The organism is Aeromonas sp. 600724 (genome assembly GCF_049175135.1).
Lineage (GTDB): Bacteria > Pseudomonadota > Gammaproteobacteria > Enterobacterales > Aeromonadaceae > Aeromonas > Aeromonas veronii_A.
In genome coordinates, this window is sequence record NZ_JAAKUM010000005.1 from 19,919 (window position 1) to 45,927 (window position 26,009).

20 protein-coding genes are annotated in these 26,009 nt (G+C 58.8%); 12 read left to right on the forward strand and 8 right to left on the reverse strand.

The genetic code is table 11. The features are described 5' to 3' along the window. Window positions 1-205: 205 nt before the first annotated feature. Window positions 206-880, reverse strand: coding sequence for a hypothetical protein (locus tag G5168_RS06055; RefSeq protein ID WP_270904712.1), 675 nt, complete (start codon window positions 878-880; stop codon window positions 206-208). 192 nt (window positions 881-1,072) lie between these two features. Beyond that, entirely contained in the window at window positions 1,073-3,064 is a 1,992-nt protein-coding gene (tkt, locus tag G5168_RS06060) for a transketolase (RefSeq protein ID WP_421251303.1), read from the reverse strand. Between the two features lie 349 nt (window positions 3,065-3,413). Here tkt and metK point away from each other — a divergent pair, with 349 nt between their 5' ends. The 7 genes from metK to ruvX all read left to right on the forward strand — a co-directional run bounded on the left by metK (window position 3,414) and on the right by ruvX (window position 9,077). Beyond that, on the forward strand, window positions 3,414-4,565 hold the full coding sequence (metK, locus tag G5168_RS06065) for a methionine adenosyltransferase (protein WP_206900326.1): 1,152 nt from the start codon (window positions 3,414-3,416) through the stop codon (window positions 4,563-4,565). Between the two features lie 68 nt (window positions 4,566-4,633). Further along, entirely contained in the window at window positions 4,634-5,161 is a 528-nt protein-coding gene (locus G5168_RS06070) for a SprT family zinc-dependent metalloprotease (protein WP_421251304.1), read from the forward strand. A gap of 73 nt (window positions 5,162-5,234) precedes the next feature. Further along, complete coding sequence (locus tag G5168_RS06075; RefSeq protein ID WP_421251305.1) at window positions 5,235-5,939, forward strand: endonuclease; 705 nt, start codon at window positions 5,235-5,237, stop codon at window positions 5,937-5,939. A 119-nt stretch (window positions 5,940-6,058) separates the two neighbouring features. After that, window positions 6,059-6,790: a 16S rRNA (uracil(1498)-N(3))-methyltransferase gene (gene rsmE, locus G5168_RS06080; protein WP_421251306.1), complete on the forward strand. Its 732-nt coding sequence runs from the start codon at window positions 6,059-6,061 to the stop codon at window positions 6,788-6,790. 114 nt (window positions 6,791-6,904) lie between these two features. Then, entirely contained in the window at window positions 6,905-7,855 is a 951-nt protein-coding gene (gene gshB / locus G5168_RS06085; protein WP_279489590.1) for a glutathione synthase, read from the forward strand. A 201-nt stretch (window positions 7,856-8,056) separates the two neighbouring features. Beyond that, window positions 8,057-8,611, forward strand: coding sequence for a YqgE/AlgH family protein (locus G5168_RS06090; protein ID WP_421251990.1), 555 nt, complete (start codon window positions 8,057-8,059; stop codon window positions 8,609-8,611). A gap of 43 nt (window positions 8,612-8,654) precedes the next feature. Continuing rightward, entirely contained in the window at window positions 8,655-9,077 is a 423-nt protein-coding gene (ruvX, locus tag G5168_RS06095) for a Holliday junction resolvase RuvX (RefSeq protein WP_005343821.1), read from the forward strand. A gap of 62 nt (window positions 9,078-9,139) precedes the next feature. Here ruvX and dtpB read toward each other — a convergent pair whose 3' ends face one another. From dtpB to G5168_RS06110, 3 genes are all read right to left on the reverse strand, one after another. Continuing rightward, window positions 9,140-10,645 carry a dipeptide/tripeptide permease DtpB gene (gene dtpB, locus G5168_RS06100; RefSeq protein WP_421251991.1) on the reverse strand — a complete coding sequence of 502 codons (1,506 nt, stop codon included), beginning with the start codon at window positions 10,643-10,645 and terminating at the stop codon, window positions 9,140-9,142. A gap of 699 nt (window positions 10,646-11,344) precedes the next feature. After that, window positions 11,345-12,307: an HTH-type transcriptional regulator YidZ gene (gene yidZ / locus G5168_RS06105; RefSeq protein WP_139735835.1), complete on the reverse strand. Its 963-nt coding sequence runs from the start codon at window positions 12,305-12,307 to the stop codon at window positions 11,345-11,347. A gap of 18 nt (window positions 12,308-12,325) precedes the next feature. After that, the gene (locus G5168_RS06110) at window positions 12,326-13,498 is read right to left on the reverse strand and encodes an MFS transporter (protein WP_421231386.1); all 1,173 of its coding nucleotides are present in this window, start codon (window positions 13,496-13,498) and stop codon (window positions 12,326-12,328) included. A 355-nt stretch (window positions 13,499-13,853) separates the two neighbouring features. Here G5168_RS06110 and G5168_RS06115 point away from each other — a divergent pair, with 355 nt between their 5' ends. Genes G5168_RS06115 through G5168_RS06125 form a run of 3 tightly spaced genes read left to right on the forward strand, consistent with a single transcriptional unit; the run spans window position 13,854 to window position 17,780 of the window. Beyond that, a complete protein-coding gene (locus G5168_RS06115) occupies window positions 13,854-14,783 on the forward strand; it encodes an AAA family ATPase (RefSeq protein WP_421251992.1) in 930 nt (309 codons plus the stop codon). After that, window positions 14,783-15,778, forward strand: coding sequence for a DUF58 domain-containing protein (locus G5168_RS06120; RefSeq protein ID WP_376901510.1), 996 nt, complete (start codon window positions 14,783-14,785; stop codon window positions 15,776-15,778). The genes G5168_RS06115 and G5168_RS06120 overlap by 1 nt, the downstream gene beginning before the upstream one ends. Beyond that, window positions 15,765-17,780, forward strand: coding sequence for a transglutaminaseTgpA domain-containing protein (locus tag G5168_RS06125; protein ID WP_421251993.1), 2,016 nt, complete (start codon window positions 15,765-15,767; stop codon window positions 17,778-17,780). Before G5168_RS06120 ends, G5168_RS06125 begins: the two co-directional genes overlap by 14 nt. Window positions 17,781-17,842: 62 nt before the next feature. On the opposite strand, the gene G5168_RS06130 is transcribed toward G5168_RS06125, so the two are convergent. After that, complete coding sequence (locus G5168_RS06130; protein WP_042055130.1) at window positions 17,843-19,273, reverse strand: alanine/glycine:cation symporter family protein; 1,431 nt, start codon at window positions 19,271-19,273, stop codon at window positions 17,843-17,845. 701 nt (window positions 19,274-19,974) lie between these two features. Between G5168_RS06130 and tal the strand changes: the two genes are divergently transcribed. Next, window positions 19,975-20,925, forward strand: coding sequence for a transaldolase (gene tal / locus G5168_RS06135; protein ID WP_139443195.1), 951 nt, complete (start codon window positions 19,975-19,977; stop codon window positions 20,923-20,925). A 160-nt stretch (window positions 20,926-21,085) separates the two neighbouring features. Next, window positions 21,086-21,268, forward strand: coding sequence for a DUF3545 family protein (locus tag G5168_RS06140; protein WP_005338547.1), 183 nt, complete (start codon window positions 21,086-21,088; stop codon window positions 21,266-21,268). Window positions 21,269-21,554: 286 nt separating this feature from the next. Here G5168_RS06140 and accA read toward each other — a convergent pair whose 3' ends face one another. Together accA and dnaE are read right to left on the reverse strand one after the other, a co-directional pair. Further along, a complete protein-coding gene (gene accA, locus G5168_RS06145; RefSeq protein WP_005338549.1) occupies window positions 21,555-22,505 on the reverse strand; it encodes an acetyl-CoA carboxylase carboxyl transferase subunit alpha in 951 nt (316 codons plus the stop codon). 15 nt (window positions 22,506-22,520) lie between these two features. Beyond that, entirely contained in the window at window positions 22,521-26,000 is a 3,480-nt protein-coding gene (gene dnaE, locus G5168_RS06150) for a DNA polymerase III subunit alpha (RefSeq protein ID WP_421251994.1), read from the reverse strand. Between the last annotated feature and the right edge of the window lie 9 nt (window positions 26,001-26,009).

Genomic DNA, 26,009 nt, shown 5'->3' on the forward strand with positions numbered 1-26,009 from the left:
GGATGCGGTGATATCCAACGCGGAAAGTACCCCGCCGCAGGTGTAATGTTGCGGTAAATAAAAAAGAGACCGGCTATATGCCGGTCTCTTTTTTAGGTAACAGGAAGGGCATTATTTTTATGGCACCGTCTAAAAGAACGCGAACGTCCGATTACGCTTCGCTAATCGAACCTACGAGCTGTACATGAATCGAACCTACGGACTTTTAATTAACTTTATCCAAGTAGGGGCTAAACTCATAGTTGAAGCTACAAGTTTCATGTGACCGAGAAAAATGAAGATTATCTAAAGCCACACAAATTTCTATACTAAGTAATGCAATAAGCTTCTGTTTAGATGACGATAATGTCATTTTGAATTGAGCAGAATCAACAGCAGTTAAACCGATTAAAATATGATAAATTGCAGACCACATATCAATCGATTTAGGTATTATTCGATGAATATCGATAGCAATCTCTTTCATCTCTTCAGAAGATAACGTTTCAGTGTTACATAACATAAACCTCTCATGAAGCACCGCACGCAATGACACGTCACCAACCAAGGGGTCATCGAGGATAGTCGATAATTGTGACGCATAAAACTCGATATCCTCTCTTGCCTGCTGTAAATAATACTGGTCGTTTACCTGTTTCTGCAAACCAACCTGACGGAGTAAAACAAATAACGTGAGCCCCCCAACTATTGGGGCATAGATCCCACCAATAGCTGAACCAAACTCAGCCCAGCGAGAGTGTTCATGTGATATCCCACCATTAAAAATATTAACATAAATAAATATTGGGGATACAACCATGGTAATGAGTGATGCTATTAGAATACTATTCTTATAATTAGTACTTAATAGTTTTTTTGTTATCAACCGAAAACGGTCCATATTGTTCCTTTTATGCATCGTCGTGAATTATTTTTCTATATCTGAACTTACATAATCAAGGATAAAAGCTTTTGATATAACAAATCAACACTAATAAAAATCTCTAATGTGAATAAAAAACGCCCCCCATCTTGCGATGGAGGGCGTTTTATCGTTCCGGCTATTGAGCCATCGTGGCCCAATAGTCAGCTATTACAGGGACTCAGCGGTCGCAACCACGTTTTCCACGGTAAAGCCGAATTCCTTGAACAGCAGCTCGGCCGGTGCGGACTCACCAAAGGTGGTCATACCGATGATCTTGCCGCCGAAACCGACGTACTTGTACCAGTAGTCGGCGATGCCGGCTTCGATGGCCACACGCTTGGTGACGGAAGATGGCAGGACAGATTCTTTGTACTCGGCAGATTGAGCGTCGAACACGTCGGTAGACGGCAGAGAGACCACGCGCACGGCACGGCCCTTGGCAGTCAGCTGCTCATAGGCGGCAACAGCCAGTTCCACTTCGGAACCGGTGGCGATCAGGATCAGCTCCGGAGTACCGGCGCAATCTTTCAGCACGTAGCCACCCTTGGCGGTGTCAGCCAACTGCTGGGCAGTACGGTCCATCTGGGCCAGGTTCTGACGAGAGAAGATCAGAGAGGTCGGGCCGTCGGTACGCTCGATGGCGTGTTTCCAGGCGATGGCAGATTCAACCTGGTCACACGGACGCCAGGTGCTCATGTTCGGAGTCAGACGCAGGGAGGCGATCTGCTCAACCGGCTGGTGAGTCGGGCCATCTTCACCCAGACCGATGGAGTCGTGGGTGTAAACGAAGATGGCGCGCTGCTTCATCAGGGCGGCCATGCGCAGGGCGTTGCGGGCGTACTCCATAAACATCAGGAAGGTAGCGCCGTAGGGGATGAAACCACCGTGCAGGGCGATACCGTTCATGATGGCGGACATGCCGAACTCGCGTACACCGTAGTGGATGTAGTTGCCGGAGGCATCGTCGTTGGTCAGGGACTTGGAGCCGGACCACATGGTCAGGTTGGACGGAGCCAGGTCAGCAGAGCCGCCCATGAACTCCGGCAGCAGCTTGCCGAAGGCTTCCAGAGAGTTCTGGGACGCTTTACGGGTCGCAATCTTGGCCGGGTTGGCTTGCAGGGTTTCGATGATCTTGGCGGATTCGGCAGCCCAGTTGGCCGGCAAGTCGCCTGCGGTGCGGCGCTTGAATTCGGCAGCCAGCGTCGGGTGAGCGGCTTCATAGGCAGCGAACTTGGCAGCCCAGTCGGCTTCCAGTTTGGCGCCCTTCTCCTGAGCGTTCCACTCGGCAGCGATATCGGCCGGGATAACGAACGGCGCGTGGTCCCACTTCAGGAAGGCGCGAGCAGCGGCGATCTCGTCGTTGCCCAGCGGTGAGCCGTGGCAGTCGTGAGAACCGGATTTGTTCGGGGAGCCGTAACCGATGATGGTGCGGCAGCAGATCAGGGTCGGCTTGCCGGTCTCGGCCTTGGCGGCTTCGATGGCGGCATTGATGGCTTCCGGGCTGTGGCCGTCAACAGCCGGGATAACGTGCCAGCCGTAGGCTTCGAAACGCTTGACGGTGTCGTCGGTGAACCAGCCTTCTACGTGACCGTCGATGGAGATACCGTTGTCATCCCAGAACGCGATCAGTTTGCCCAGTTGCAGGGTACCTGCCAGGGAGCACGCTTCGTGGGAGATACCTTCCATCAGGCAGCCGTCGCCCATAAAGGCGTAGGTGTAGTGGTCAACGATGTCGTGGCCCGGCTGGTTGAACTGCTCAGCCATGGCTTTTTCGGCGATCGCCATACCAACGGCGTTGGTGATGCCCTGACCCAGCGGGCCAGTGGTGGTTTCAACGCCCGGTGCATAGCCGTACTCCGGGTGACCCGGGGTGCGAGAGTGCAGTTGGCGGAAGTTTTTCAGATCGTCGATGGAGAGGTCATAACCGGAGAGGTGCAGCAGGGAGTACAGCAGCATGGAGCCGTGGCCGTTGGAGAGAATGAAACGGTCGCGGTCGGCCCACTTGGGGTTGTTCGGGTTATGTCTGAGGTGGCTACGCCACAGCACTTCGGCGATATCCGCCATTCCCATGGGGGCGCCCGGGTGACCGGAGTTGGCTTTTTGAACGGCATCCATACTCAATGCACGAATGGCATTGGCAAGCTCTTTACGAGAAGGCATCTGAATCTCCTGCGATTGCTTCATTTGATGGCCAAGATTAAGGCGCGTTATTGTCCCAGCAGGGCGCGCGGCGTGCAAATATTATCTGGATGAATAAAGTGGCTTTGGGAGGACAATCGCTTTTCTTGCCCTCTATTGACCCAAGCAACCAGAGAAAAACGTTTGATTTTCATCCCTTTCGGGATAGGAGAGCACCGCTTGTGACCCATTGGACACTGCGCGACAAAATAGTGCTGGCAATCGGGGGGGGCGCTAATTAAAATAGACGTCCAGATGTAGATACCTCTACACCATCCCATTCATCCGGTTATTGCTATGGCGATAACCCAGACAAGCTGAGACTCTTATCATGGCAAAGCTGTTTACTTCCGAGTCGGTCTCCGAAGGCCATCCCGACAAGATTGCGGACCAGATCTCCGATGCGGTACTGGACGCCATCCTCAAGCAAGATACCAAGGCACGCGTTGCCTGCGAGACCCTGGTCAAGACTGGTATGGTCATGGTGGCCGGTGAAGTAACCACCTCTGCCTGGGTAGACATCGAGCAGATCGTGCGTGATACCGTACGTGAAATCGGCTACACCCACTCCGACATGGGCTTCGACGCTGACTCCTGCGCCGTGCTAAACGCCATCGGCAAGCAGTCCCCGGACATCAACCAGGGTGTTGACCGCAGCGATCCGCTGGAGCAGGGCGCTGGCGATCAGGGCCTGATGTTCGGCTACGCCACCAACGAAACCGACGTGCTGATGCCGGCCCCCATCACCTACTCTCACCTGCTGGTGAAGCGTCAGGCTGAAGTGCGCAAGAACGGCACCCTGCCGTGGCTGCGTCCGGATGCCAAGAGCCAGCTGACCTTCGCCTACGACGACGCAGGCAAGATCATCGGTGTCGATGCAGTTGTTCTGTCTACCCAGCACGCCGAATCCATCAGCCACAAAGATCTGGTTGAGGCGGTACGCGAAGAGATCATCAAGCCGGTGCTGCCGGCCGAGTGGGTCAACAAGGACACCAAATACTTCATCAACCCGACCGGCCGTTTCGTTATCGGCGGCCCAATGGGTGACTGCGGTCTGACCGGTCGCAAAATCATCGTCGACACCTACGGCGGCATGGCCCGTCACGGTGGTGGCGCCTTCTCCGGTAAGGATCCGTCCAAGGTTGACCGCTCCGCTGCTTACGCCGCCCGTTACGTTGCCAAAAACATCGTTGCCGCCGGTCTGGCCGATCGCTGTGAAATCCAGATCTCCTACGCCATTGGCGTGGCCGAGCCGACCTCCATCAGCGTCGAGACCTTCGGTACCGCCAAAGTCGCCGAAGAGCTGCTGGTCAAGCTGGTGCGCGAGCACTTCGAACTGCGCCCGTATGGCCTGATCGAAATGCTGGATCTGAAGCGCCCGATCTACCAGGCTACCGCTGCCTACGGTCACTTCGGTCGTGACGAGTTCCCGTGGGAGCAGACCGACAAGGCCGAACTGCTGCGTTCTGCCGCTGGCCTGTAAGGCTCGCTGTTGTGATAAAAGGGGAGCCTGGCTCCCCTTTTGCTTATCCGCCATTTGACGAGATGTTGATGTCTGCCACCCCTTCCCAGCTTGTCGCCCTGCTGCAACAACGCGTAGAAGCCTGCTTTGTGCAGGCCGAGGCGCGCCTTGGCCGCACCTTCCCCCGCCCACGGATCTACTGCAATATGCGGGGCCGGGCGGCAGGATCAGCGCGGCTGCAAACCTGGGAGTTGCGCTTCAATCCTGCCCTCTATCAGGCCAACCAGCAGGCGTTTCTGGATGAGGTGGTGCCCCACGAGGTGGCCCATCTGCTGGTCTATGCACTCTGGGGAGAGGGGCGCGGCAAGAGCCGGGTACTGCCCCACGGCCGCCAGTGGCAATCGGTGATGCGGGAGGTGTTCGGCCTTGAGCCCAGAACTACCCACAGCTTCGATCTGGCAGTACTGGCCCAGCGCACCGTGCCCTATCGCTGTCACTGCCAGCAGTATCAACTGTCGATACGCCGCCACAACAAGGTGGTGCGCGGCGAGGCCCGCTACCACTGCCGCCGCTGCAAGCAGCCGCTGGAGCGGGAACGGCCGGAGCCAGAGCAGTAAGCCAGCTTGTGTCGCGCCCCTGTGGTAGGGTGCCCGCCATCGTTCGTCAATCACCCCGTTTGCAAGGAATCTCATGCGTTTCATCTCCTCCCTCGCCCTGACCCTGCTGGCCGGTTTGCCGCTGCTCAGCGCGCCTCTGCACGCCCAGACCTTTCGCGAAGCCAAGCAGGATCTGGTGAAGCTCTATCGCAGCCAGCCTGCGGTCACCACCTTCTACTGCGGCTGCGACATCGACTATCAGGGCAAGAAAATGAGCCCGGATCTCGCCAGTTGCGGCTATGAGCCGCGCAAGCAGGCCCAGCGCGCCGCCCGCATCGAGTGGGAACACGTGGTCCCGGCCTGGGAGTTCGGCCACCAGCTGCAGTGCTGGCAGGATGGCGGTCGCAAGAACTGCGAAAAAGCGAGCCCCGAGTTCAACAAGATGGAGGGGGACATGCACAACCTCTTCCCCGCCATTGGCGAGGTGAACGGCGATCGGGCCAACTACCGCTTCTCCGACTGGAACGGCAAGCCGGATCAGTACGGCCAGTGCCAGATGCTGGTGGATTTCAAGGATCGTCGGGTGCAGCCGCCCAAGGGGCCGGTACGGGGCCAGATTGCCCGCGCCTACCTCTACATGAGCCAGCAGTATGGGCTGCGTCTGGCAGCGCAACAGCGTAAACTGTTTGAAGCTTGGGATCGCCAGTACCCGGCAGAAGGCTGGGAGTGCGAGCGCAACCGCCGCATCGGCAAGCTGCAGGGCAATACCAATCCCTTTATTGAAAAACAGTGCCAATAACCCCATTTGACCAGGGAGGGGATCACCCCTCCTAATCATGAAGCCCTTCCCCACTGCCGCGTGAGCCTTGCTCGGCGCAGGATATGAAGGGTTTCCAAGCAAGAGACTGACAAGCAGCCATGCGCATTCCACGTATCTATGAACCGGCCACCCTGCAAGTTGGCCAGACCATCGCCCTGTCGGAAGACGGCGCCAACCATATCGGCCGGGTACTGCGCATGCAGCCGGGCCAGCAGCTCGAGCTGTTCAATGGCGATGGCAATCAATATCCCGCCACCATCGCCAACGTCGGCAAAAAGTCGGTGGAAGTGACCATCGACAGCTGCGACGTCCAATCGGTGGAGTCACCGCTGGCCATCCACTTGGGTCAGGTGATCAGCCGTGGCGACAAGATGGACTTCACCATCCAGAAATCGGTGGAGCTGGGCGTCACCTGCATCACCCCGCTCTTCTCCGAGCGCTGCGGCGTCAAGCTGCCGGCCGATCGGCTGGAGAAGAAACGCGAACAGTGGCAGAAGGTGGTGATCAGCGCCTGCGAACAGTGCGGCCGCAACGTGGTGCCCGAAGTGCGCATGCCGATGGAGCTGGACGCCTGGCTGGCGGAAGAGAGTAAAGAGCTCAAGCTCAACCTGCACCCGCGCGCCGAGTACAGCATCAACACCCTGCCCGTTCCCGAGCATGGCGTGCGCCTGCTGATTGGCCCGGAAGGGGGATTGTCGAGCGACGAGATCGCCCGTACCGTGCAGGAAGATTTCAAAGAGATGCTGCTGGGGCCGCGGGTGCTGCGCACCGAAACCGCCGCCCTGACTGCGATCACTGCGCTGCAGTGCCGCTTTGGCGATCTCGCTTGATACTATCGGCCGCATCAATCAGCCTCATGGCTGCATCGACGCAGCCGCAAGCGGCCGATTACGCTGCGCTAATCGACCCTATAACCCTATCGAGCCATTAAAAAGGAACAGCGGATGACCATTAAACTCGGCATCGTGATGGACCCCATCTCGGCCATCAACATCAAGAAAGATTCCAGCTTTGCCATGCTCGAAGAGGCGCAAAAGCGCGGCTATGAGCTCTTCTATCTGGAGATGAAGGATCTCTACATGGAAGCCGGTCGTGCCTTTGGTACCATGCGCCCGCTCACCGTCAAATATGACTATGCCGACTGGTACACCGTGGGCGAGGTGGTGGATCAGCCCCTCTCCAACCTCGATGTGATCCTGATGCGCAAGGATCCGCCGTTCGATACCGAATTTATCTACGCCACCTACATGCTGGAGCGGGCAGAGGATGAGGGTTGCCTTATCGTCAACAAGCCGCAGAGCCTGCGCGATGCCAACGAGAAGCTCTACACCGCCTGGTTTGCCGAGCACACTCCGACCACGCTGGTGACCCGCCGCGCCGACAAGCTGCGCGCCTTCCACGCGAAGCACAAAGACGTGATCCTCAAGCCGCTGGATGGCATGGGCGGCGCCTCCATCTTCCGCATGAAGGAAGATGACGCCAACGTCGGCGTGATTATCGAGACCCTGACCGCCCACGGCAGCCAGTACTGCATGGCGCAGACCTATCTGCCCGCAATCAAGGATGGCGACAAGCGGGTACTGGTGGTGGACGGTGAACCGGTACCCTACTGCCTCGCCCGCATTCCGGCGCAAGGCGAGACCCGTGGCAATCTGGCAGCCGGTGGCCGTGGTGAAGCGCGCCCCCTGAGCGAAGCCGACTGGGCCATCGCCCGCGCGGTGGGCCCGACGTTAAAAGAGAAGGGGCTTATCTTCGTTGGCCTCGATATCATCGGCGATCGGCTGACCGAGATTAACGTCACCAGCCCGACCTGCATTCGCGAGATCGAGGCCGCCTTCGATGTACACATCACCGGCATGCTGATGGATGCCATCGAGCGTCGGCTGGGCAAATAATCGCCAGGCAGGCTGACCGGTCTGTTCAGGGGTAACCCGCCACTGGCAAGCCCTGAAAAAGAGAGGGTGGCCCGGCGCCACCCTCTCTGTTTCAAGGCAATCCGGAGAGGGGCGGGATCTCGCCCTGCCCAAAAAGCGGTTTTTCCCATGGGGATCAACTGCCATAATTGACCTCAAATACCTTTGCACTATTTGGCCTCTATGCAAACACTGCAAAATCACTTCCTGCTTGCCATGCCAAGCCTGACGGATCCCTATTTCGAGCGCTCGCTGGTCTATCTGTGCGAGCACAACGAAGAGGGCGCCATGGGACTGGTCGTCAACATTCCGGTCGAGATGTCGCTGGAAACCATGCTGACCCAGCTCCAGCTCAACCCGCCCAACAACCCGGAGCTCAAGCAGCCGGTGCTGCAAGGGGGGCCGGTTCATGCCGATCGTGGCTTCGTGCTGCATAGCTTCCGCCCCGGTTTCAACTCCACCCTGCAGGTGGGGGATGAGATGATGGTGACCACCTCCAAGGATATTCTGGAAACTCTGGGTACGAGCGAGGCCCCTGCCCATTGGCTGGTGGCCCTTGGCTATGCAGGCTGGAGTGCCGGTCAGCTGGAGCAGGAATTGGTAGACGGCGCCTGGCTGGTGATCCCCCCCAATCCGGATCTGGTGTTCAAAACCCCCATTCACAAACGTTGGCAGCAAGCCGCCGCCAGCATAGGGGTGAATCCGGTTCACCTCTCCAGCGACGTCGGCCACAGCTGATCGGCTGGCCCGCTCCGCTCTCTATTTCGAGGATTTATCAGTTATGTCATCACGCAGCATCATGGGCTTTGACTATGGCACCAAGAGCATTGGCGTCGCCATCGGTCAGGAGCTGACTGGCACAGCCCAACCTCTGCGCGCCCTCAAGGCCAACGACGGCATCCCCAACTGGGACGAGATTGAGAAGCTGCTCAAGGAGTGGCAACCGGACCTGCTGGTGGTCGGTTTGCCGCTGAACATGGATGGCACCGATCAGGAGATCACGGTTCGGGCGCGCAAGTTTGGCAACCGGCTGCATGGCCGCTTCGGCAAGCCGGTGGAGTTCAAGGATGAGCGACTCACCACCACAGATGCCCGTGCCCGGCTGTTTGAGCGAGGTGGCTATCGCGCGCTGGAAAAAGGCAGTGTGGATGGCGTCTCGGCGCAGCTGATCGTCGAAGCCTGGATGGAAGAGCAGTACAACTAAACCATCAATAGCAAGGCAAGGGGCGCCTTGCCCTTGCCTTGTCTCGCACTATCCTCCCCTCATTACGCCTGTGATTGACCCGCGACCAGCCCTTCGGCTTCGGTCGGCGTCGCATTCATCATCCGGTTGAGCCAGGGCACCATCAGCCCCATCACTACCGCAATCAGCAGAGTCGCCATCCCGATCTTGCCAAACACACCGGTGTAAATGGGCAAGGTTTGCAGCGGATCCGTCATCCCTTGCGGCACGGCGGTAAAGGTCGCCACATAGCCACCCAGCAGGGACGCCATCGCCTGAGTCAGGAACCACATTCCGAGAATGAAGCCCATCAGGCGTTGTGGCACCAGCGCGGCGACCATCGCCAGTCCCAGCGCACTGATCATCAGCTCGCCCAGACTCTGGAACAGGTAGATAAGCACCATAAACCAGGGGGAGGTCAGCCCCTGCTCATCGGCAAACCACCAGCCGGATGCCGCCGCCGTCAGAAAGCCCAGCGAGCAGAAGAACATCCCGAGAGTGAACTTGAGCGGCATGGTGAGATCCCGCCCCTTGCTGCCCATCCGGGTATAGATCATCGCGAGTACCGGGCTACCCACCACCACCCAGAAGGGGTTGAGCGCCTGGAAGCTGACCGGGTTAACGCTCATGCCCAGCATTTCGTGGTGCATGTTGTTGATGGCAAAGAAGTTGAGAGACGTCGGCATCTGGGCATACAGCACATAGAAGAGCACCGCCTCCAGCATCAGCACGAAGGCCACATACATCTTGTTGCGGCCCACGGTATCGAGCCTGAATGCCTCGCGAAAAAAGAATATCACCACGGCGATGGTCACCGTCATCAGCACCATGTTGGCGATCACCACGTGGTGCATCAGCCAGGCGCAGAAGAAGACCATGGCTACCGAGCCCAATATAACCAGCAGCAGCTTGCTGTAATTCAGTGGCAGGTGATCCGGCTCGGAGCCAATATCCTTGACCATATTGCGGCAGGCAAAGAAGGTGAGCAGCGCAATAATCAGTCCCACCCCGCACAGGTTATAGGTCACGGTATAGCCGTAGTGATCGGCAATCACCGGAGCGAGCGAGAGGGAAATAAGGGAGCCGATATTGATCGACATATAGAACAGGGTAAAAGCCCCATCCAGCCGCGGATCTTTTGGCTGGTAGCATTTTGAAAGCAGGCTGGCCGGATTGGCCTTGAACAGGCAGTTACCAACTGCAATGGTGCCCAGCGCATAGAAAATCAGGTCGGGATTGTAGATAGAGAGGCCGGTCATAAAGTAGCCTATCACCAGCGCCACGGCCCCCAGCACCATGGTGCGCTTGGTGCCGAGCACATGGTCACCGACATAGCCACCGACCGAGATCAGGCCATATACCAGCGCCGAGAAGGCACCGAAGGTAATAAAGGATTGCTCTTGGGAAAATCCCAGTTGTTGCACAAAGAAGACCGCCAGGATCCCCTGCACGCCGTAATAACCGAAGCGCTCCCAGAGTTCGACGAAAAATATCATAAAGAAGGGTTTGGGCTGTTGTAACAACCCTGTGGGTGCTGTTGCTGGACGCATATCAACCTGCCTTTGCTGAGATTTATTTTTATTAATCTGGTGGTGGCTACCGCACTATTTTTTTGCCCGCCATTGCTATAACGGGGAGCACAGTCAGCCTGCCAATCTGGCTATTTTCGGGTGCACACGCCCCGTTCGATGAAAGGTGTTTTTCATCTAGCCGGTTTCAATTACGGGTTATCGGGGGATGGTGAGTGGCGTCTCCCAGTACAGTTACCGGCTCCAGGTGCTACCTTTGCTGCATCCCTTCACTCAAGCCGGTTTTGCTTATTCCCCTCTGCTCCGTCACTCATGGCTGGTGGCCAGATAGCTGGGGCATGACACGGCCACAGACGACCTGTGGGGCTGGCTCACGCCGCGCTCTACTGGCAGTCACCTACGCAGGCGCTATCTAACCCCGCCACTCCAAGGGGTGTCATGCTATATCACTGCAAATACAGGAACTTAATGGTCGATCACACTTTAAAAGTGACCATCAGTGAAGTTTTCTAATGAAACCACATGAATTTTTTTCGTGAAAAGAGCTTCACTCGAGACGTGCAACCAAGGCCAATCTGTGCATAAAGAGAGTTGAATGGCACACAGTTGAACCCGAACTCGGCACTTAAGTCGTGCAAAAGCCCACTCATCCGGACGCTGCGACAACAAAAAGCCGGAGCAGATGGCTCCGGCTGATCGATGGGCACCGTCACGGCCACATTAGCGTGGCGATTCATCGTTGTAGAGTCGCCGGATCTCGTTGCGCAGCCACATCACCTTGGCATCCTGATTGTGCCGCTTGTGCCACAGCAAGATGAAGGCGATCTCCAGCTGGGCGTAGAGCTTCTCGGGGAGCGGCAGCGGCATGGCGATCAGATTGCCGTGATGCCGACTGGCATAACCACCACAGTAAGAGGGCGCCACCGCTATCAGCTCGTGGCTCGACTGGGAGGCAATATGCAGCGCCTGCTCGAAGCTTGAGACCATGATGGGCACCTCCCGCTTCAGCCCCTCGTCCTCCAGCAGACTGTCGAGGGCCCAGGTATCGTTCGCTTCCCACACCATGCTGATCTGGGGGCAGGCCAGAAAGTTCTCCAGCGACCACTTCTGCTGGAGCAAGGGGTGATCCTTGCGCAGAAAAACCACCGGGCGATCGGTGAACAGCACCTCGTGATCGATGTAGTAGGGCAAGCGGTTGACCTTGGCCCGGGAACGGCCATGGGTCTCGCGGGCACAAAAGCCGAGATCCGCATCGCCATTGACGATATCGTTGAGGGAGTGGTGATCCCACCCCAGCATCCTGACCACCGAGTTGGGGTACTTCTGGTAGATGGTCATGGGCAGATCGCTCAGGAAGCTGATGTAGAAGGGGGACTCCATCACCAGCGTGAAGCGGGCACCGTCGGGGATCGCCTCGCTATTGAGCGAGGTGATGCTGTCGGTGAGCTGGAACCAGACCTTCAGCTCCTCCTCCAGGGTCAGGGAGAGGTTGGTGGGCTGCAATCCCTGCCGCACCCGCACAAACAGGGGATCGTCAAACCACTCCCGCAATTTGGCGAGGGACTTGCTCACCGCCGACGGGGTGACACAGAGCTTTTTGGCCGCCCCTGCCACACTGCGCTCCTGCATCAGGTACTTGAAGACCACCAACAGGTTCAAATCGAGTTCACCCAGATTGCGCATATCCCCTCTCATCTTCCATCAGCCCTGCGACTGCGCTTCACGAAGCGCGAGCCATGGTAACAGCCCTTTGACAGCCAGGTAACTGAGCAGTGCCAGCAGCAAGGCGCAGATCAACATCTCGGTCGGGGCAAAGCCAAGTTGACCCAGCAGCCAGATGTAGAGGCCGGAGAGGCTGATCTGCATGATGCAGAGCACCGCGCTGGCAAAGGCCACATTGTGCTGACAACCATCGAGCGCCTCCCCCATCGCCACCCCGAAGCCACAGGAGAACCCGACACAGACCAGCGCAAACCCCGACAGCAACAGATGGATATCGCCCCCCGCCTGCCAGCTGCCGATCAGTGAGCAGGCCGCCAGCAGATAGGAGAGATGAGCCACCGCCAGCACCTTCTTTTTGCCCAGCCAGCGCAACAGCAGGGGCGTCAGGAAGGAGGTAGACATGCTCACCCCGGCCATCACCATCATCACGATAGAATACTGCTCGGTGGTGAAACCAAACTCCTTCATCAGGATCAGCGGCGAGACGCTGACATAGACCAGAATGGAGGTCACGCTGGCACTGCTCAGCAGGGAGAGCAGCATAAAGCGCGGCGAGCGCAGCAGGGCAAAGGGCAGCGCAGCGCCACTCCCCGGTTGCCGGGCCGGACGGGTCTCCTTGAGCAGCAACAAATTCACCAGACCGCTGACGGCAGCCACCAGCGCCATCGCCACGAAGATCCCGCGCCAGTCAAAATGGGACAGGATGAGGTAACCGAGCACCGGCGCCAGCACCGGGATCACGCAGATCACCCCGTTAATCATCGAGAGCGCCATCGCCAACCGCTCCTCACTCAGCACATCCCGCAGCACGGTAAAGGTCATGATATAGAGCGCCCCCGCCCCGACTCCCTGCCAGAAACGGCCGAAATAGAACTGGCCAATCCCCTCCGCATTGCCTGCCACCAGCGAGGCGAGGACAAAAATCAGCGCGCCCCCGAGCACCACCCAGCGCCGCCCGAAGTGATCGGCAATCATCCCCCCCAGTAGCACGGTCGCTGCCATGCCAAACAGATAGATAGAGAAGGCGGTGTGGATCTGCGCCTCGCTCGCCTGCAGGGTATCGGCAATCTGGGGCACAGCGACCAGATAGAGATCGATCCCGACCGGATAGAGAATGATCATCAGAAAAGTGCACAACAGGAATACAGGCATGAACGCTCCATAACAGATTGGCGTGCCGATGCCTGCCAGATCACAGTGACAGGCGAACAATGGCGGGGCCAAGGTGGTGACAAAGCTAGCAACGCAGCGCGTCGCAATGGGGCAACTATATGGGCGCCCACCGCTCTCACCTAGTGAAGAGATGGCGATCGGTACATTCCAATCAGGAAATATTGTATTGAGTTACGTGCCATAGCGGCCATATTGAATCAAGCAGACTCAGCAATAAACCGGGTCACCTCCCGCTCATTACCATCCCTGCGCTGCACTTTACCGCCCGTCTGTTATCTGCCTTCGCCCTTGCGGGCGTATAAGCTGTAGGTGCGACGCAATACAGGGAATGTGTATGAAGGGAATGAAGAGAGAAGAGCAGATTGCCGGGCTGCTGGCGGCACTGGAGCAAGTCATTCTGGGCAAGCCGCTACAGCTGAAAATCGCGCTGGTGACCCTGCTGGCGCGCGGTCATTTGCTGATCGAAGATCTGCCCGGCATGGGCAAAACCACCCTGGCCCACGCCCTGGCGCAGGTGCTGGGGCTGGCATGCAGGCGGATGCAGTTCACCGCCGATCTGCTCCCCGCCGACCTGCTGGGGCTTCAGATTTTTGACCCCCAGCAACAAACATTTCGCTTTCACCCCGGCCCCATCTTCACCCAGGTGTTGCTGGCGGACGAGATCAACCGCGCCAGCCCCAAAGTACAGAGCGCCCTGCTGGAGGCGATGGCCGAAGGCAAGGTGAGCATCGAGGGCCACACGCACCCACTCCCCGATCCGTTTTTCGTCATCGCCACCCAGAATCCGGCGGATCAGGCGGGCACCTATCCACTGCCGGAGTCCCAACTCGACCGATTCGCCGTGCGACTCTCGCTGGGTTTTCCGCCGCGAGAAGCGGAGCGCCAGCTACTGCGCGGCCACCAGCCGACTGGCCCTTTGCTCGCCATGCTGGATGCCGCCGGACTCGCCACCTTGCAAAGCGAAGGGGATGCCATCCATGTTTCCGATGCCACCCTCGATTACCTGCTGGCGCTGGTGCACCAGAGCCGCTTTGATGGGGATCTGCCACAGCCCCTCTCCCCCCGAGCAGCCCAGACCTTGCTGGCGGTGAGCCGGACCTGGGCGCTGGTTGCGGGGCGGCGCTTTGTCACGGTAGAGGATGTGCAGGCGGTCTTCCCCTATGTGGCCGAGCATCGGCTGCGGGGCAGCTTTGGCGTACAGCACGGCGAAGCCTGTCCCCTGAGCCAGCGATTGCTGGCCAGGGTCGATCCGGACAATCCCTGATGAGCAAATTGCTAAACCGTTGGCAGCAGTGGCGAGCCCGCTGGCAGCGACGCTGGCTCGATCGCCGCATTCCCCCGGCCCGCCAGATCACGCTGGCTACCCGCAGCCTCTTTATCCTCCCCACCCGCATGGGGCTGCTCTATCTGCTGGTGCTGCTCGTCATCTATCTGCTCGGCACCAACTACCAGAACAATCTGGTACTGCTGGTGGCCTACTGCCTCGGCAGCCTGTTTATGGCCGCCATGTGGCTTACCCACCGCAACCTGTTGGGGCTGGAACTGCTGGGTGGCCAGCTGGTACTGGGGGAAGCGGGTAGCCAGCTACCTATCCGTATCTTGGTGCAGAGCCCTCGCCCGGTGCAGGCGCTCCGGTTTAGCCTCAACGAAGGCACCCTCTGGCTGGCACAGGCCGACGCTGTGCCCAGCACAGTTATCCTGCCAGTATCGGGCTCGCGCCGTGGGCCACTGCCCCTTGGCCGATTGCGGGTCGAGAGCCGCTACCCCCTCGGTCTGTTTCGCTGCTGGTCCCTGCTGGACTTGCAGTTGGAGGGCTGGCTCGCCCCCAAACCGGCGTTCGGGGCGCTAAGAGGGGAGCATGCGACCGAAAGCGAGGGGCATCAGGGCCAGCCCGCTCCGGCCACTCTCGGTGACTTTGACTCTCTGCGGACACATCAGGCCGGTGAACCACTGAGCCGGGTCGCTTGGAAGCAACTTGCCCAAGGGCGCGGCCTGCTGACCAAGCAGTTCCATGAACCGCAGCAGGATGAGACTCACCTCACCTTGCAGCGGGTCGCGGGCGGGGATCTGGAGCAGCGGCTGGCGGTGCTGGCCTGGTGGTGCGCCGATTACGGCAAGCGGGGCATCCCCTTTACCCTGACACTGGCAAACCAGACGCTGGGGCCCGATAGCGGCGCCGCCTTTGTGCAGCGCTGCCTGCTGGCACTGGCCCAATTCGATGCAACACCACCGAAGATCACGCCAGATGCTGCTCGATAACCGCCGCCTGCTGCCACTCATCGCCCTGCAACAGCTGCTGCTGGTCGCGGCGCTCTGGCCCCAGTTGCAACTCTGGGTAGTGGCAGTGGGCGCCATCACTCTCGGCGTCCGGGCCATGATGCTGTGGCGCGGCTTGCCGCCCCTGCCTGCCCGCTGGTTGGCGCTGCTGGCCATCACAACCGTGGTGTTGCTGGGGTTGCAGTGGCGCACATTGGGCACCCTGCCCGCCCTGATCAATCTGCTCTGGCTCGGCTATAGCCTCAAGATGATCGAGGTACGGCGCGAGCGGGATATCGAGCAGGTGCTGCTGCTCGCCTTCTTCCTCATCGCGCTGGCGCTGGTACAACGCCAAAGCATCGGCTGGACAGCCGGGATGGCAGTGGCACTCTGGCTGGCAGTGACCGCGCTGGTGACCGCCGTCGTCCCCGAGCAGAAACGGCCTTGGCGCAGTGCGGGGAGCGCCCTGCTGCTGGCGCTGCCCTTGCTTATCACCCTGTTTATACTACTGCCAAGGCTGCCGCCCCTCTGGCAGATGCCCACCACCAGCCGTGCCCTGTCCGGCCTCTCGGAAGAGCTGGCCCCCGGCGATATCAGCGAACTGGTCAACTCCTCGGAACTGGCGTTTCGGGTCAGCTTTGCCGATGGCCCGCCCCCTGTCCGCGAGCGCTATTTTCCGGTGATGCGCCAAGAAGTTTTCGATGGTCAGCGCTGGTTGCTGAGCCCCGAGGTCAAAGCATGGCAGCAGACAGTGCCGGTGCAGACCGGGCTGACCCTTCTGGCATCATCTTCACGGGCAAGCAATCAGCTGGCAGATAGTCCATTACCCGCCGGGAGCTACGAGGTGATCGCCGAGCCCCAGCGCCACCGCTGGGCCTTTGCCCAAAGTGAACCGACTATTCTGACTGGACCAGTGCTGCTCACCCCCATTCACACCCTCTATCGGCAGGGGAGCGGCGAGGTGGCAATCCGTTATCGCATTGGCCGCGGCGAAGCACAGATCGAGGACGACCACCAAGCCGCTCAGCGCAACCTGCAACTGCCAGCCGGAGGCAACCCGAGAGCGCGCGTCCATGGCCAAGTGCTGGCTGTGCGCTATCCGGATCGCGCAGAGCTGGTCGCCGCCCTGCTAGCGCAGTTTCGCAGCCAATCCTATTACTACACCCTGACACCGCCACGACTTGGCGGTGACGGGGTGGATGAGTTCCTGTTCGATACTCGGCGCGGCTTTTGCGGCCACTACGCCATGGCGACCGCTTTCGTGCTGCGCGCCGCCGGTATTCCGGCACGGCTGGTCACCGGTTATCTCGGCGGTGAGTGGAATCCCACGGGCAACTATCTGGCGGTACACCAGTTCGATGCTCACGCCTGGGTGGAGTATCTCGATGAAGGAGGAACATGGCGGCGAATCGACCCCACTGCGGCAGTGGCACCGGAGCGCATTGAAGGCGGCGTGAGGGAGGCCCTGAGCGACGAGTTTACCGCCGCCGACCCTCTCGCTCTGCAGCGTTATCACAACTGGGCCCTGCTCAATCAGCTGCGCTGGTGGGGCAACAATATCGACTACCAGTGGAGTCGCTGGGTGATTGGTTACGATGCGGGCCAGCTCTGGCAGCAAATCGGTCTGCGCTGGCCTGCACTGGCGGGATACACTCCCTGGTTGATCCTCGCCAGCCTGATGCTGGTCGCCCTTCTGGTGAGCTTGCCCCTGCTGTTGCCCGCCCGTCTGCCGCCAGAGCGGCGCATCTGGCAACCCCTGCTCAAACGGGGCAAACGCAGCGGCTATTCCCCAGAGCCTGCCGAGAGCATGGGAGCATGGTGCGAGCGGCTGGCGCGGCTGCGCCCCGACCTTGCCCATCCCCTGCTAAAGAGTGCGTGGCTCTATCGCCGCTGGCGTTATGCCCCCCTCAACGACCGGCAACAAGGGCGCTGCTGGCGCCAGTTGCAACGGCGTGTCAGACAGCTCGCCCAGCGCTGGGATCAGCTGCAGAAGAGCGGCTCATAAAAGAAGGGGGAGCCACCGGCTCCCCCTTCAGGTTTTAATCAAGAGGTTTGACTCACCGCTTGTTATTTTTTGGTCGGATTGTCCCAGATCCCCTCTTCCAGCTGGGAGCGGATCTCGGGGTACTTGTTGGCATCAAAGGTAGGCACCTTGCCCAGCCTGAGCTGGTCGTTGTAATCCTTGGCCAGCTTGATGGCGACGCCGGAGAGCAGCAGGATAGCCACCAGGTTGACGATGGCCATCAATCCCATGGAGACATCAGCCATTGCCCAGACGGTCGGCAACTCGCCCACAGAGCCGAACATCACCATGCCCAGCACAAACATCCGGAACAGCATCAGGCCGCCCTTGTGGTTGTGCTCGAGGAACACCAGATTCGTTTCGGCATAGGAGTAGTTCGCCACGATAGAGGTGAAGGCGAAGAAGAAGATGGCCGCCGCGATAAAGATGTTGCCACCGCTGCCAATCTGGGAAGAGAGCGCCCGCTGGGTCAGCTCGACACCGGTCACGCCGGAGCCCGGCTCAAACTGACCTGACATCAGGATGATGGCGGCGGTACAGCTGCAGATGACGATGGTATCCATAAAGACCCCCAGCATCTGCACATAACCCTGGGAGGCCGGGTGCGGCGGATAGGGAGTGGCAGTCGCTGCAGCGTTGGGCGCAGAGCCCATGCCCGCTTCGTTGGAGAAGAGACCACGCTTGATACCGTTGATCATCGCCTGGGAGATGGCATAACCCAGCGCACCCGAGCCAGCCTGCTCAATCCCGAAGGCGGACTTGATGATCAGCATGAAGACATGGGGCAACTCGGTGATGTTCATCGCCACGATCACCAGCGCCAGCAGGATGTAGGCCAGCGCCATAAAGGGCACCACCAGCTCGGCAAAACGGGCGATACCACGAATGCCGCCGAAGATAATCAGGCCGGAGAGCGCCACCAGCGCCAGACCGCTGACCCAGTCAGGAATACCAAACGCCACCTTCATCGCCAGACTGATGGAGTTGGCCTGCACCGCGTTGAACACCAGACCAAATGCCAGGATCAGGCAGAGCGAAAACACCACCCCCATCCAGCGCATGCCAAGGCCTTTCTCCATGTAGTAGGCCGGGCCACCACGGTAGTTGCCATCCTCATCCTTGACCTTGTAGAGCTGGGCCAGGGTGCTTTCGACGAAGGCGGTCGCCATGCCGATAAAGGCAATCAGCCACATCCAGAAGATGGCGCCGGGGCCGCCCAGATAGATGGCGACAGCCACACCGGCCAGGTTGCCGGTGCCGACACGGGCGGCAAGGCTGGTACAGAGGGCCTGGAAGGAGGAGATGCCTGCATTGTCCGATTTACGGCTGTTTTTCAGCACGGAAAACATGTGGCCAAAGTGACGGATCTGGATAAAACCCAGGCGGAAGGTGAAAAAGATACCGACCCCGATGAGCAGGTAGATGAGCACGGCTCCCCACATCAGGTCGTTTAGCATCGCAATCAAGGTGTCCATAATTCTCTCGTTGTTATTCACATCCATGGCCAGTCTGCGCTGACCGTTTTCTGTCTGTCGTTTAATTAGCGTTTCGCTAAAGGGGCGGAATCTAGCACAGCGGGAGAGCCCGGAATAGTGATCCCGGTCACGCGAGACACAAAAAACGAACGGTAAAAGCCCATAAAGCTCCATTTAAATCGCAAACTTTCAACAAACTCAATAATTCAATCAGACAGGCCACCATTAAGCCCCATAAGAGAACCATTTTGATATATCCCTGATGAGCTATCCGAAAACGCAAACGCTTGCATGAAATGGCTTTCAAACGGAGACATTTCGCCAAACGTTTTCGCTGTAATTAAATTTCAAGTACGTAGCGAGATAATTTATGTGATCGACGACACAAATATGGATATTGGCTAAAAAAGTTCAGCTGAAAGCAAACCGGAGCGAGGTCGGGAGGAAATGTAAAAAACCTTACTAATCATATAGTTTCACGCCATAAAACGGGATGACTCAACAGCCTGAATGTTTAACAACCAAGCGCCCCTATTGCAGGATGCAGCACATCAGTATTAATTAGGCAGGCAATGACGATGGGCCGCCCCCATCGCGCTTTTCTGAGCCTGAGGCACCAAGATCCTGTAATTTTATTTCAGAACCACCGTCTCAAGCCCGCAACCCAGGGATTACTCCCTCATTAAGAGATGATATTCGCTATGGCCGATAAATTAACCCAGCTGAAAGCCCTGACCACTGTTGTTGCCGACACCGGTGATATCGAAGCCATCAAACGCTATCAGCCCATCGATGCCACCACCAACCCCTCTCTGGTTCTGAAGGCCTCCGAGATCCCCGAGTACGCTCCGCTGATCGAAGACGCCATCAAATGGGCCAAAGCCCAGAGCCAGGACAAGGCACAGCAAATCATCGACGCGGGCGACAAGCTGGCCGTCAATATCGGTCTGGAAGTGCTGAAGATCGTTCCGGGCCGTATCTCCACCGAAGTGGATGCTCGTCTCTCCTTCGATACCGAAGCCAGCATCGCCAAGGCGCGCAAGCTGATCCGTCTCTACAACGAAGCGGGTATCAGCAACGACCGCATTCTGATCAAGCTGGCCTCCACCTGGGAAGGGATCCGTGCCGCCGAGGTACTGGAGAAAGAGGGCATCCAGTGCAACCTGACCCTGCTGTTCTCCTTCGCCCAGGCCCGTGCCTGTGCCGAAGCCGGTGCCTTCCTGATCTCCCCGTTCGTAGGCCGCATCCTCGACTGGTACAAGGCCAAGCACAACCGTGACTACACCGCCAGCGAAGATCCGGGCGTGGTCTCTGTCACCTCCATCTACAACTACTACAAGCAGCACGACTACCCGACCGTGGTGATGGGCGCCAGCTTCCGCAATACCGGCGAGATCCTGGAACTGGCCGGCTGCGACCGCCTGACCATTGGCCCGGCTCTGCTGGAAGAGCTGAGCAAGACCGAAGGCGCCGTGGTACGCAAACTGGACTACACCGGTGAGCGCAAGGCCAAACCGACCCCGATGACCGAAGCCGAATTCCGCTGGGAACTGAACCAGGACGCCATGGCTCACGAGAAGCTGGGCGAAGGCATCCGCATGTTCGCCATCGACCAGGGCAAGCTGGAAACCATGCTGGCAAGCCGCCTGTAATCAGTTCTTTTTTCTAATAAAAACCGGGCCCCTACCAAGGGGCCCGGTTTTTTTTCATGGGCTTTTTTAGCGCTGTCATAGAGTCGTCACGAAAACGTTTTAATTTCAGATTCGTTATGTTATACGGGTGGTGAAAACGATAAAAACCAAGGAGGGAGCCATGGAAATGTTCAACTTCGATTATGACGAGGTGGTTGAACTCGGTTCGCGTAGCCGCGGGACAACGGGAAAAAAACGTAAATGGCGTGAAATCGAGGCGTTGAAAGACAAACATCGCCTGCAGAAGGAGCTGCAATCCATCGATATCGCCTATGAAGGTCTTACAGACGAGATTGAACTGTAATACCGCCAGACACCTGTAAAAGCGCTCCGCACAGTCGGGGCGCTTTTTTTTGCCGCAATCGGATGAGCAAGCGGCTTGTCATGCCACCGCTAGCGATGCCAAAGGATGCTGCAGGCTAATGACAGTCATCACCAACAGCGTGGCATACCAACCCTGCCCCTCACCCTAGAATACTGACCTGCGCTGTTTCAGGGCGCATTGGGGCAATCACCGCAAGACAAGTCATCAGCAATAAAAAACCCCCGTCGATGACGGGGGCCTGAATACTCGGGGGTGACGGCTGCGCTTAGCAGTAACCGTAGCCCAGCAGACGCTGATAGCGCTGCTCCAGCAGTTGCTCGGTATCGAGCGGACGCAGTGCGTCCAGATCCTGCTTGATGCGGGCCTTGAGGTTTTTGGCCATCTTCTCCACATCGCGGTGGGCACCGCCGAGGGGCTCGTCGATCACATGGTCGATCAGCTTGAGCTCTTTCAGACGCTGGGCAGTGATACCCATCGCTTCGGCAGCTACGGAGGCCTTGTCGGCACTCTTCCACAGGATGGAGGCACACCCTTCCGGCGAGATGACGGAGTAGGTGGAGTACTGCAGCATGTTGACACGGTCACCCACGCCGATTGCCAGCGCACCACCGGAGCCACCCTCACCGATCACGGTGCAGACCACCGGCACGGTCAGACCGGCCATCACTTTCAGGTTGCGGGCAATCGCTTCGGACTGGCCACGCTCTTCGGCACCGACGCCAGGGTAAGCGCCCGGGGTGTCGATAAAGGTGATGATCGGCATCTTGAAGCGCTCGGCCATCTCCATCAGACGCAGGGCCTTGCGGTACCCTTCCGGACGCGGCATGCCGAAGTTGCGCTTGATCTTCTCCTTGGTCTCGCGACCCTTCTGGTGACCAATCACCATCACCGGCTCACCGTCGAGACGGGCGATGCCGCCGACGATAGCCTTGTCATCGGCATAGGCGCGATCGCCAGCCAACTCGTCGAAATCGGTGAAGATATGCTCGATATAGTCAAAGGTGTAGGGGCGCTGGGGATGACGCGCCATCTGGGATACCTGCCAGGCCCCCAGATCACCGAAGATCTTCTTGGTCAGCTCTTCGTTTTTCTTCTCCAGCCGGCGGATCTCGTCTTTCAGATCCACGGCGTGATTGCCTTCACTCACATGTTTGAGTTCATCAATCTGCGCCTGCAACTCGGCAATCGGCTGTTCAAAATCCAGAAAAAGACTCATAGGGCCTTAGAACCTCTAATCAAAAACCAATTCAACCCGCTCTCGTCCAAGCAGGACTCGCAAGTCATCTATCAGTTGATCGGTGGGCGTCACCCGCCACTCGGTACCGAGCGTCAATCGCACCCGGGAGCCGGGGCGACGATAGTTTACCTGAACCGGACAGACTCCGGCACGGGCGGGCTCCAAAATCTCGCACAAACGCGGGAAAAAGCGATCATCAATCCGCTGTTCATCGAGGGAGATGCGGATTGCTCTGGCAAAACGCTCCCTCGCATCGTTGATATCCAGTAATTCTCGAGCCGACATTTTAAGGCCACCGGAGAAGTCATCAAAGCTGACCTGTCCAGAAACCACCAAAATGCGGTCTTTTTGCATCAATTCTTCATATTTTTCCAGCGCTTCACTGAACAGGGTCACATCGAGGCGACCGGAACGGTCGTCCAGAGTGAAGATCCCCATCTTGTTGCCACGCTTGGTCACCATGCTGCGGGCCGCAATCACCAGCCCCGCCGCCGTGGTCACGGTATCGCGTGAAGTGGGATGCAGATCGCACAGGCGACCCGAGGTATAACGACGCAATTCGCTGCTGTACTGGTTGATGGGGTGGCCGGTGAGATAGAGCCCGAGGGTCTCGCGCTCCCCTTCCAGCCACACCTTGTCAGGCCAGTGCGGCACGTTGGCAAACGCCTTCTTGACGTCGTCAATCTCTTCGGTGAGCACGCCGAACATGTCGACCTGCCCCACCGCCTGCGCCTTGGCGTGCTGCTCGGCGGCCCGCATCGCCTCCTCCAGGGTCGCCATCAGGGCGGCGCGGTGGGGGCCGAGCCGATCCATGGCACCGGAGAGGATCAGCTTCTCCATCACCCGCTTGTTGAGCTTCTTGATGTCGACCCGGTTGCAGAAGTCGAACAGATCGCGGAACGGGCCGTCCTGATCCCGGGCGCTGAGGATAGCGTCAATAGGGCCTTCACCCACCCCTTTCACCGCCCCGATGCCGTAGACGATATGACCCTCTTCGTTGACCGAGAAGCGATAGCGGCCGGTGTTCACATCCGGCGGGATCACGGTCAGCCCCATCCGCTGGCACTCGTCCACCAGGGTCACTATCTTGTCGGTGTTGTCCATATCGGCGGTCATCACCGCCGCCATGAACTCGGCCGGGAAGTGGGTCTTGAGCCAGAGGGTCTGGTAGGAAACCAGCGCATAGGCGGCGGAGTGGGACTTGTTGAAGCCGTAGCCCGCAAACTTCTCCACCAGATCGAAGATCTTCATCGCCAGTTCGCCGTCGACGCCATTCTTGACGGCGCCCTCCTCGAAACCGGCCCGCTGCTTGGCCATCTCCTCGGGCTTTTTCTTACCCATCGCCCGGCGCAGCATATCCGCGCCACCCAGCGTATAACCCGCCAGGGTCTGGGCGATCTGCATCACCTGCTCCTGATAGAGGATGATGCCGTAGGTCGGTTCCAGAATCGGTTTCAGGCTCTCGTGCTGCCACTTCTCGTCCGGATAGGAGATCGCTTCATTACCGTGTTTGCGGTCGATGAAGTTATCCACCATGCCAGACTGGAGCGGGCCCGGTCGGAACAGGGCCACCAGTGCGATCATGTCTTCGAAGCAGTCGGGGCGCAGCCGCTTGATGAGATCCTTCATGCCGCGGGATTCCAGCTGGAATACCGCTGTGGTCTCGTAGCGTTGCAGCAGGTCGAACGACTTCTTGTCATCGATAGGGATGGCGGCGATATCCACCGGCGGCTTGCCCTCTTTGGCAAGACGCGGGTTTATCATGCCGAGCGCCCAGTCGATGATGGTGAGAGTGCGCAGACCCAGGAAGTCGAACTTCACCAGACCGGCGTACTCCACGTCGTTCTTGTCAAACTGGGTGACCGGGTGATGGCCCTCATCATCGCAGTAGAGCGGCGCAAAGTCGGTGATCTTGGTGGGTGCGATCACCACGCCACCGGCGTGTTTACCAGCGTTGCGCACCACCCCTTCGAGACGACGAGCCATGTCGATGAGGTCTTTGACCTCCTCATCCTGCTCGTAGAGTTCGGGCAGCTTGGGCTCGGCCTCGAATGCCTTGGCGAGCGTCATCCCCGGATCCGGCGGAATGAGCTTGGAGATGCGATCGACAAAGCCGTAGGCATGGCCCAGCACCCGGCCCACGTCCCGCACCACAGCCTTGGCCGCCATGCTACCGAAGGTGATGATCTGGGAGACCGCCTCCCGGCCATACATGTCGGAGACGTGCTCGATCACCTCGTCGCGTCGGTCCATGCAGAAGTCGACGTCGAAGTCGGGCATGGATACCCGCTCGGGGTTCAGGAAACGTTCGAACAGCAGGTCAAATTCCAGCGGGTCGAGGTCGGTGATCTTGAGGGCGTAAGCCACCAGAGAGCCCGCCCCCGAGCCCCGGCCCGGGCCAACGGGAATGCCGTTGTCCTTGGACCACTGGATAAACTCCATCACGATGAGGAAGTAACCCGGGAAGCCCATCTGGTTGATCACTTTCAGCTCGACATCGAGGCGCTCGTCATAATCGGGACGTCGCTCGGCCCGCACCGCCGGATCCGGGAACAGGAACTCGAGACGCTCCTCCAGACCCTCTTTCGATTTGGCCACCAGAAAATCTTCGGTGGTCATGTCGCCGGTCGGGAAGTTGGGCAGGAAGTATTCGCCGAGACGCACCGTCACGTTGCAGCGCTTGGCGATCTCCACCGTGTTTTCCAGCGCTTCGGGGATGTCGGCGAACAGCTCCGCCATCTCCTCCTGACTGCGCAGGTACTGCTGGGGGCTGTAGCGACGGGGGCGGCGTTTGTCCATCAGGGTATAGCCATCGTGGATGGCGACCCGGATCTCGTGGGCATCGAAGTCATCGGCGTTGAGGAACACCACCTCGTTGGTGGCGACCACCGGCAGCTCGAACTCGGTGGCGATGGCCACCGCCATGTGCAGGTAGACCTCTTCGTCGGGTCGACCGGTACGCAACAGTTCGAGGTAGTAGGCATCGGGGAAGTGAGTCTGATAGAAGGCGACACACTGCTCGGTCATCTGCCGGTTGCCCTTGAGCAGGAACTTGCCCACATCCCCCTCGCGCCCGCCGGAGAGGACGATCACCCCCTTGGCATGCTCGGCGAGCCAGCTCTTGTCGATAACCGGCCGCCCTTGCACGTGGCCGCGCTGGTAACCGCGGGAAATAAGCAGGGTGATGTTCTGGTAGCCGTCGTTATCCATGGCTAGCAGGGTGAGACGGAACTGCTCGTCGCCGAGCTCATCGCTCTGCACCCAGAAGTCGGCCCCGACGATGGGCTTGATCCCCTTGCCGTGGGCGGCGCCATAGAAGCGCACCAGACCGCACATGTTCATCTGATCGGTCAGCGCCAGCGCCGGCATGTTGTTGGCCGCCGCCGCCCCGACAATGGGGTTGATCTTCTGCAGGCCATCGACCATGGAGAAGTCGGAGTGGACTCGCAGGTGGATAAAACGGGGGTCAGCCATCGTCATCTC

Excerpts from the sequence above, each read along its gene's own strand:
- G5168_RS06055 (WP_270904712.1), bottom strand. The coding sequence starts at position 880 with ATGGACCGTTTTCGGTTGATAACAAAAAAACTATTAAGTACTAATTAT.
- tkt (WP_421251303.1), bottom strand. The coding sequence starts at position 3,064 with ATGCCTTCTCGTAAAGAGCTTGCCAATGCCATTCGTGCATTGAGTATG.
- metK (WP_206900326.1), top strand. The coding sequence starts at position 3,414 with ATGGCAAAGCTGTTTACTTCCGAGTCGGTCTCCGAAGGCCATCCCGAC.
- G5168_RS06070 (WP_421251304.1), top strand. The coding sequence starts at position 4,634 with ATGTCTGCCACCCCTTCCCAGCTTGTCGCCCTGCTGCAACAACGCGTA.
- G5168_RS06075 (WP_421251305.1), top strand. The coding sequence starts at position 5,235 with ATGCGTTTCATCTCCTCCCTCGCCCTGACCCTGCTGGCCGGTTTGCCG.
- rsmE (WP_421251306.1), top strand. The coding sequence starts at position 6,059 with ATGCGCATTCCACGTATCTATGAACCGGCCACCCTGCAAGTTGGCCAG.
- gshB (WP_279489590.1), top strand. The coding sequence starts at position 6,905 with ATGACCATTAAACTCGGCATCGTGATGGACCCCATCTCGGCCATCAAC.
- G5168_RS06090 (WP_421251990.1), top strand. The coding sequence starts at position 8,057 with ATGCAAACACTGCAAAATCACTTCCTGCTTGCCATGCCAAGCCTGACG.
- ruvX (WP_005343821.1), top strand. The coding sequence starts at position 8,655 with ATGTCATCACGCAGCATCATGGGCTTTGACTATGGCACCAAGAGCATT.
- dtpB (WP_421251991.1), bottom strand. The coding sequence starts at position 10,645 with ATGCGTCCAGCAACAGCACCCACAGGGTTGTTACAACAGCCCAAACCC.
- yidZ (WP_139735835.1), bottom strand. The coding sequence starts at position 12,307 with ATGCGCAATCTGGGTGAACTCGATTTGAACCTGTTGGTGGTCTTCAAG.
- G5168_RS06110 (WP_421231386.1), bottom strand. The coding sequence starts at position 13,498 with ATGCCTGTATTCCTGTTGTGCACTTTTCTGATGATCATTCTCTATCCG.
- G5168_RS06115 (WP_421251992.1), top strand. The coding sequence starts at position 13,854 with ATGAAGGGAATGAAGAGAGAAGAGCAGATTGCCGGGCTGCTGGCGGCA.
- G5168_RS06120 (WP_376901510.1), top strand. The coding sequence starts at position 14,783 with ATGAGCAAATTGCTAAACCGTTGGCAGCAGTGGCGAGCCCGCTGGCAG.
- G5168_RS06125 (WP_421251993.1), top strand. The coding sequence starts at position 15,765 with ATGCTGCTCGATAACCGCCGCCTGCTGCCACTCATCGCCCTGCAACAG.
- G5168_RS06130 (WP_042055130.1), bottom strand. The coding sequence starts at position 19,273 with ATGGACACCTTGATTGCGATGCTAAACGACCTGATGTGGGGAGCCGTG.
- tal (WP_139443195.1), top strand. The coding sequence starts at position 19,975 with ATGGCCGATAAATTAACCCAGCTGAAAGCCCTGACCACTGTTGTTGCC.
- G5168_RS06140 (WP_005338547.1), top strand. The coding sequence starts at position 21,086 with ATGGAAATGTTCAACTTCGATTATGACGAGGTGGTTGAACTCGGTTCG.
- accA (WP_005338549.1), bottom strand. The coding sequence starts at position 22,505 with ATGAGTCTTTTTCTGGATTTTGAACAGCCGATTGCCGAGTTGCAGGCG.
- dnaE (WP_421251994.1), bottom strand. The coding sequence starts at position 26,000 with ATGGCTGACCCCCGTTTTATCCACCTGCGAGTCCACTCCGACTTCTCC.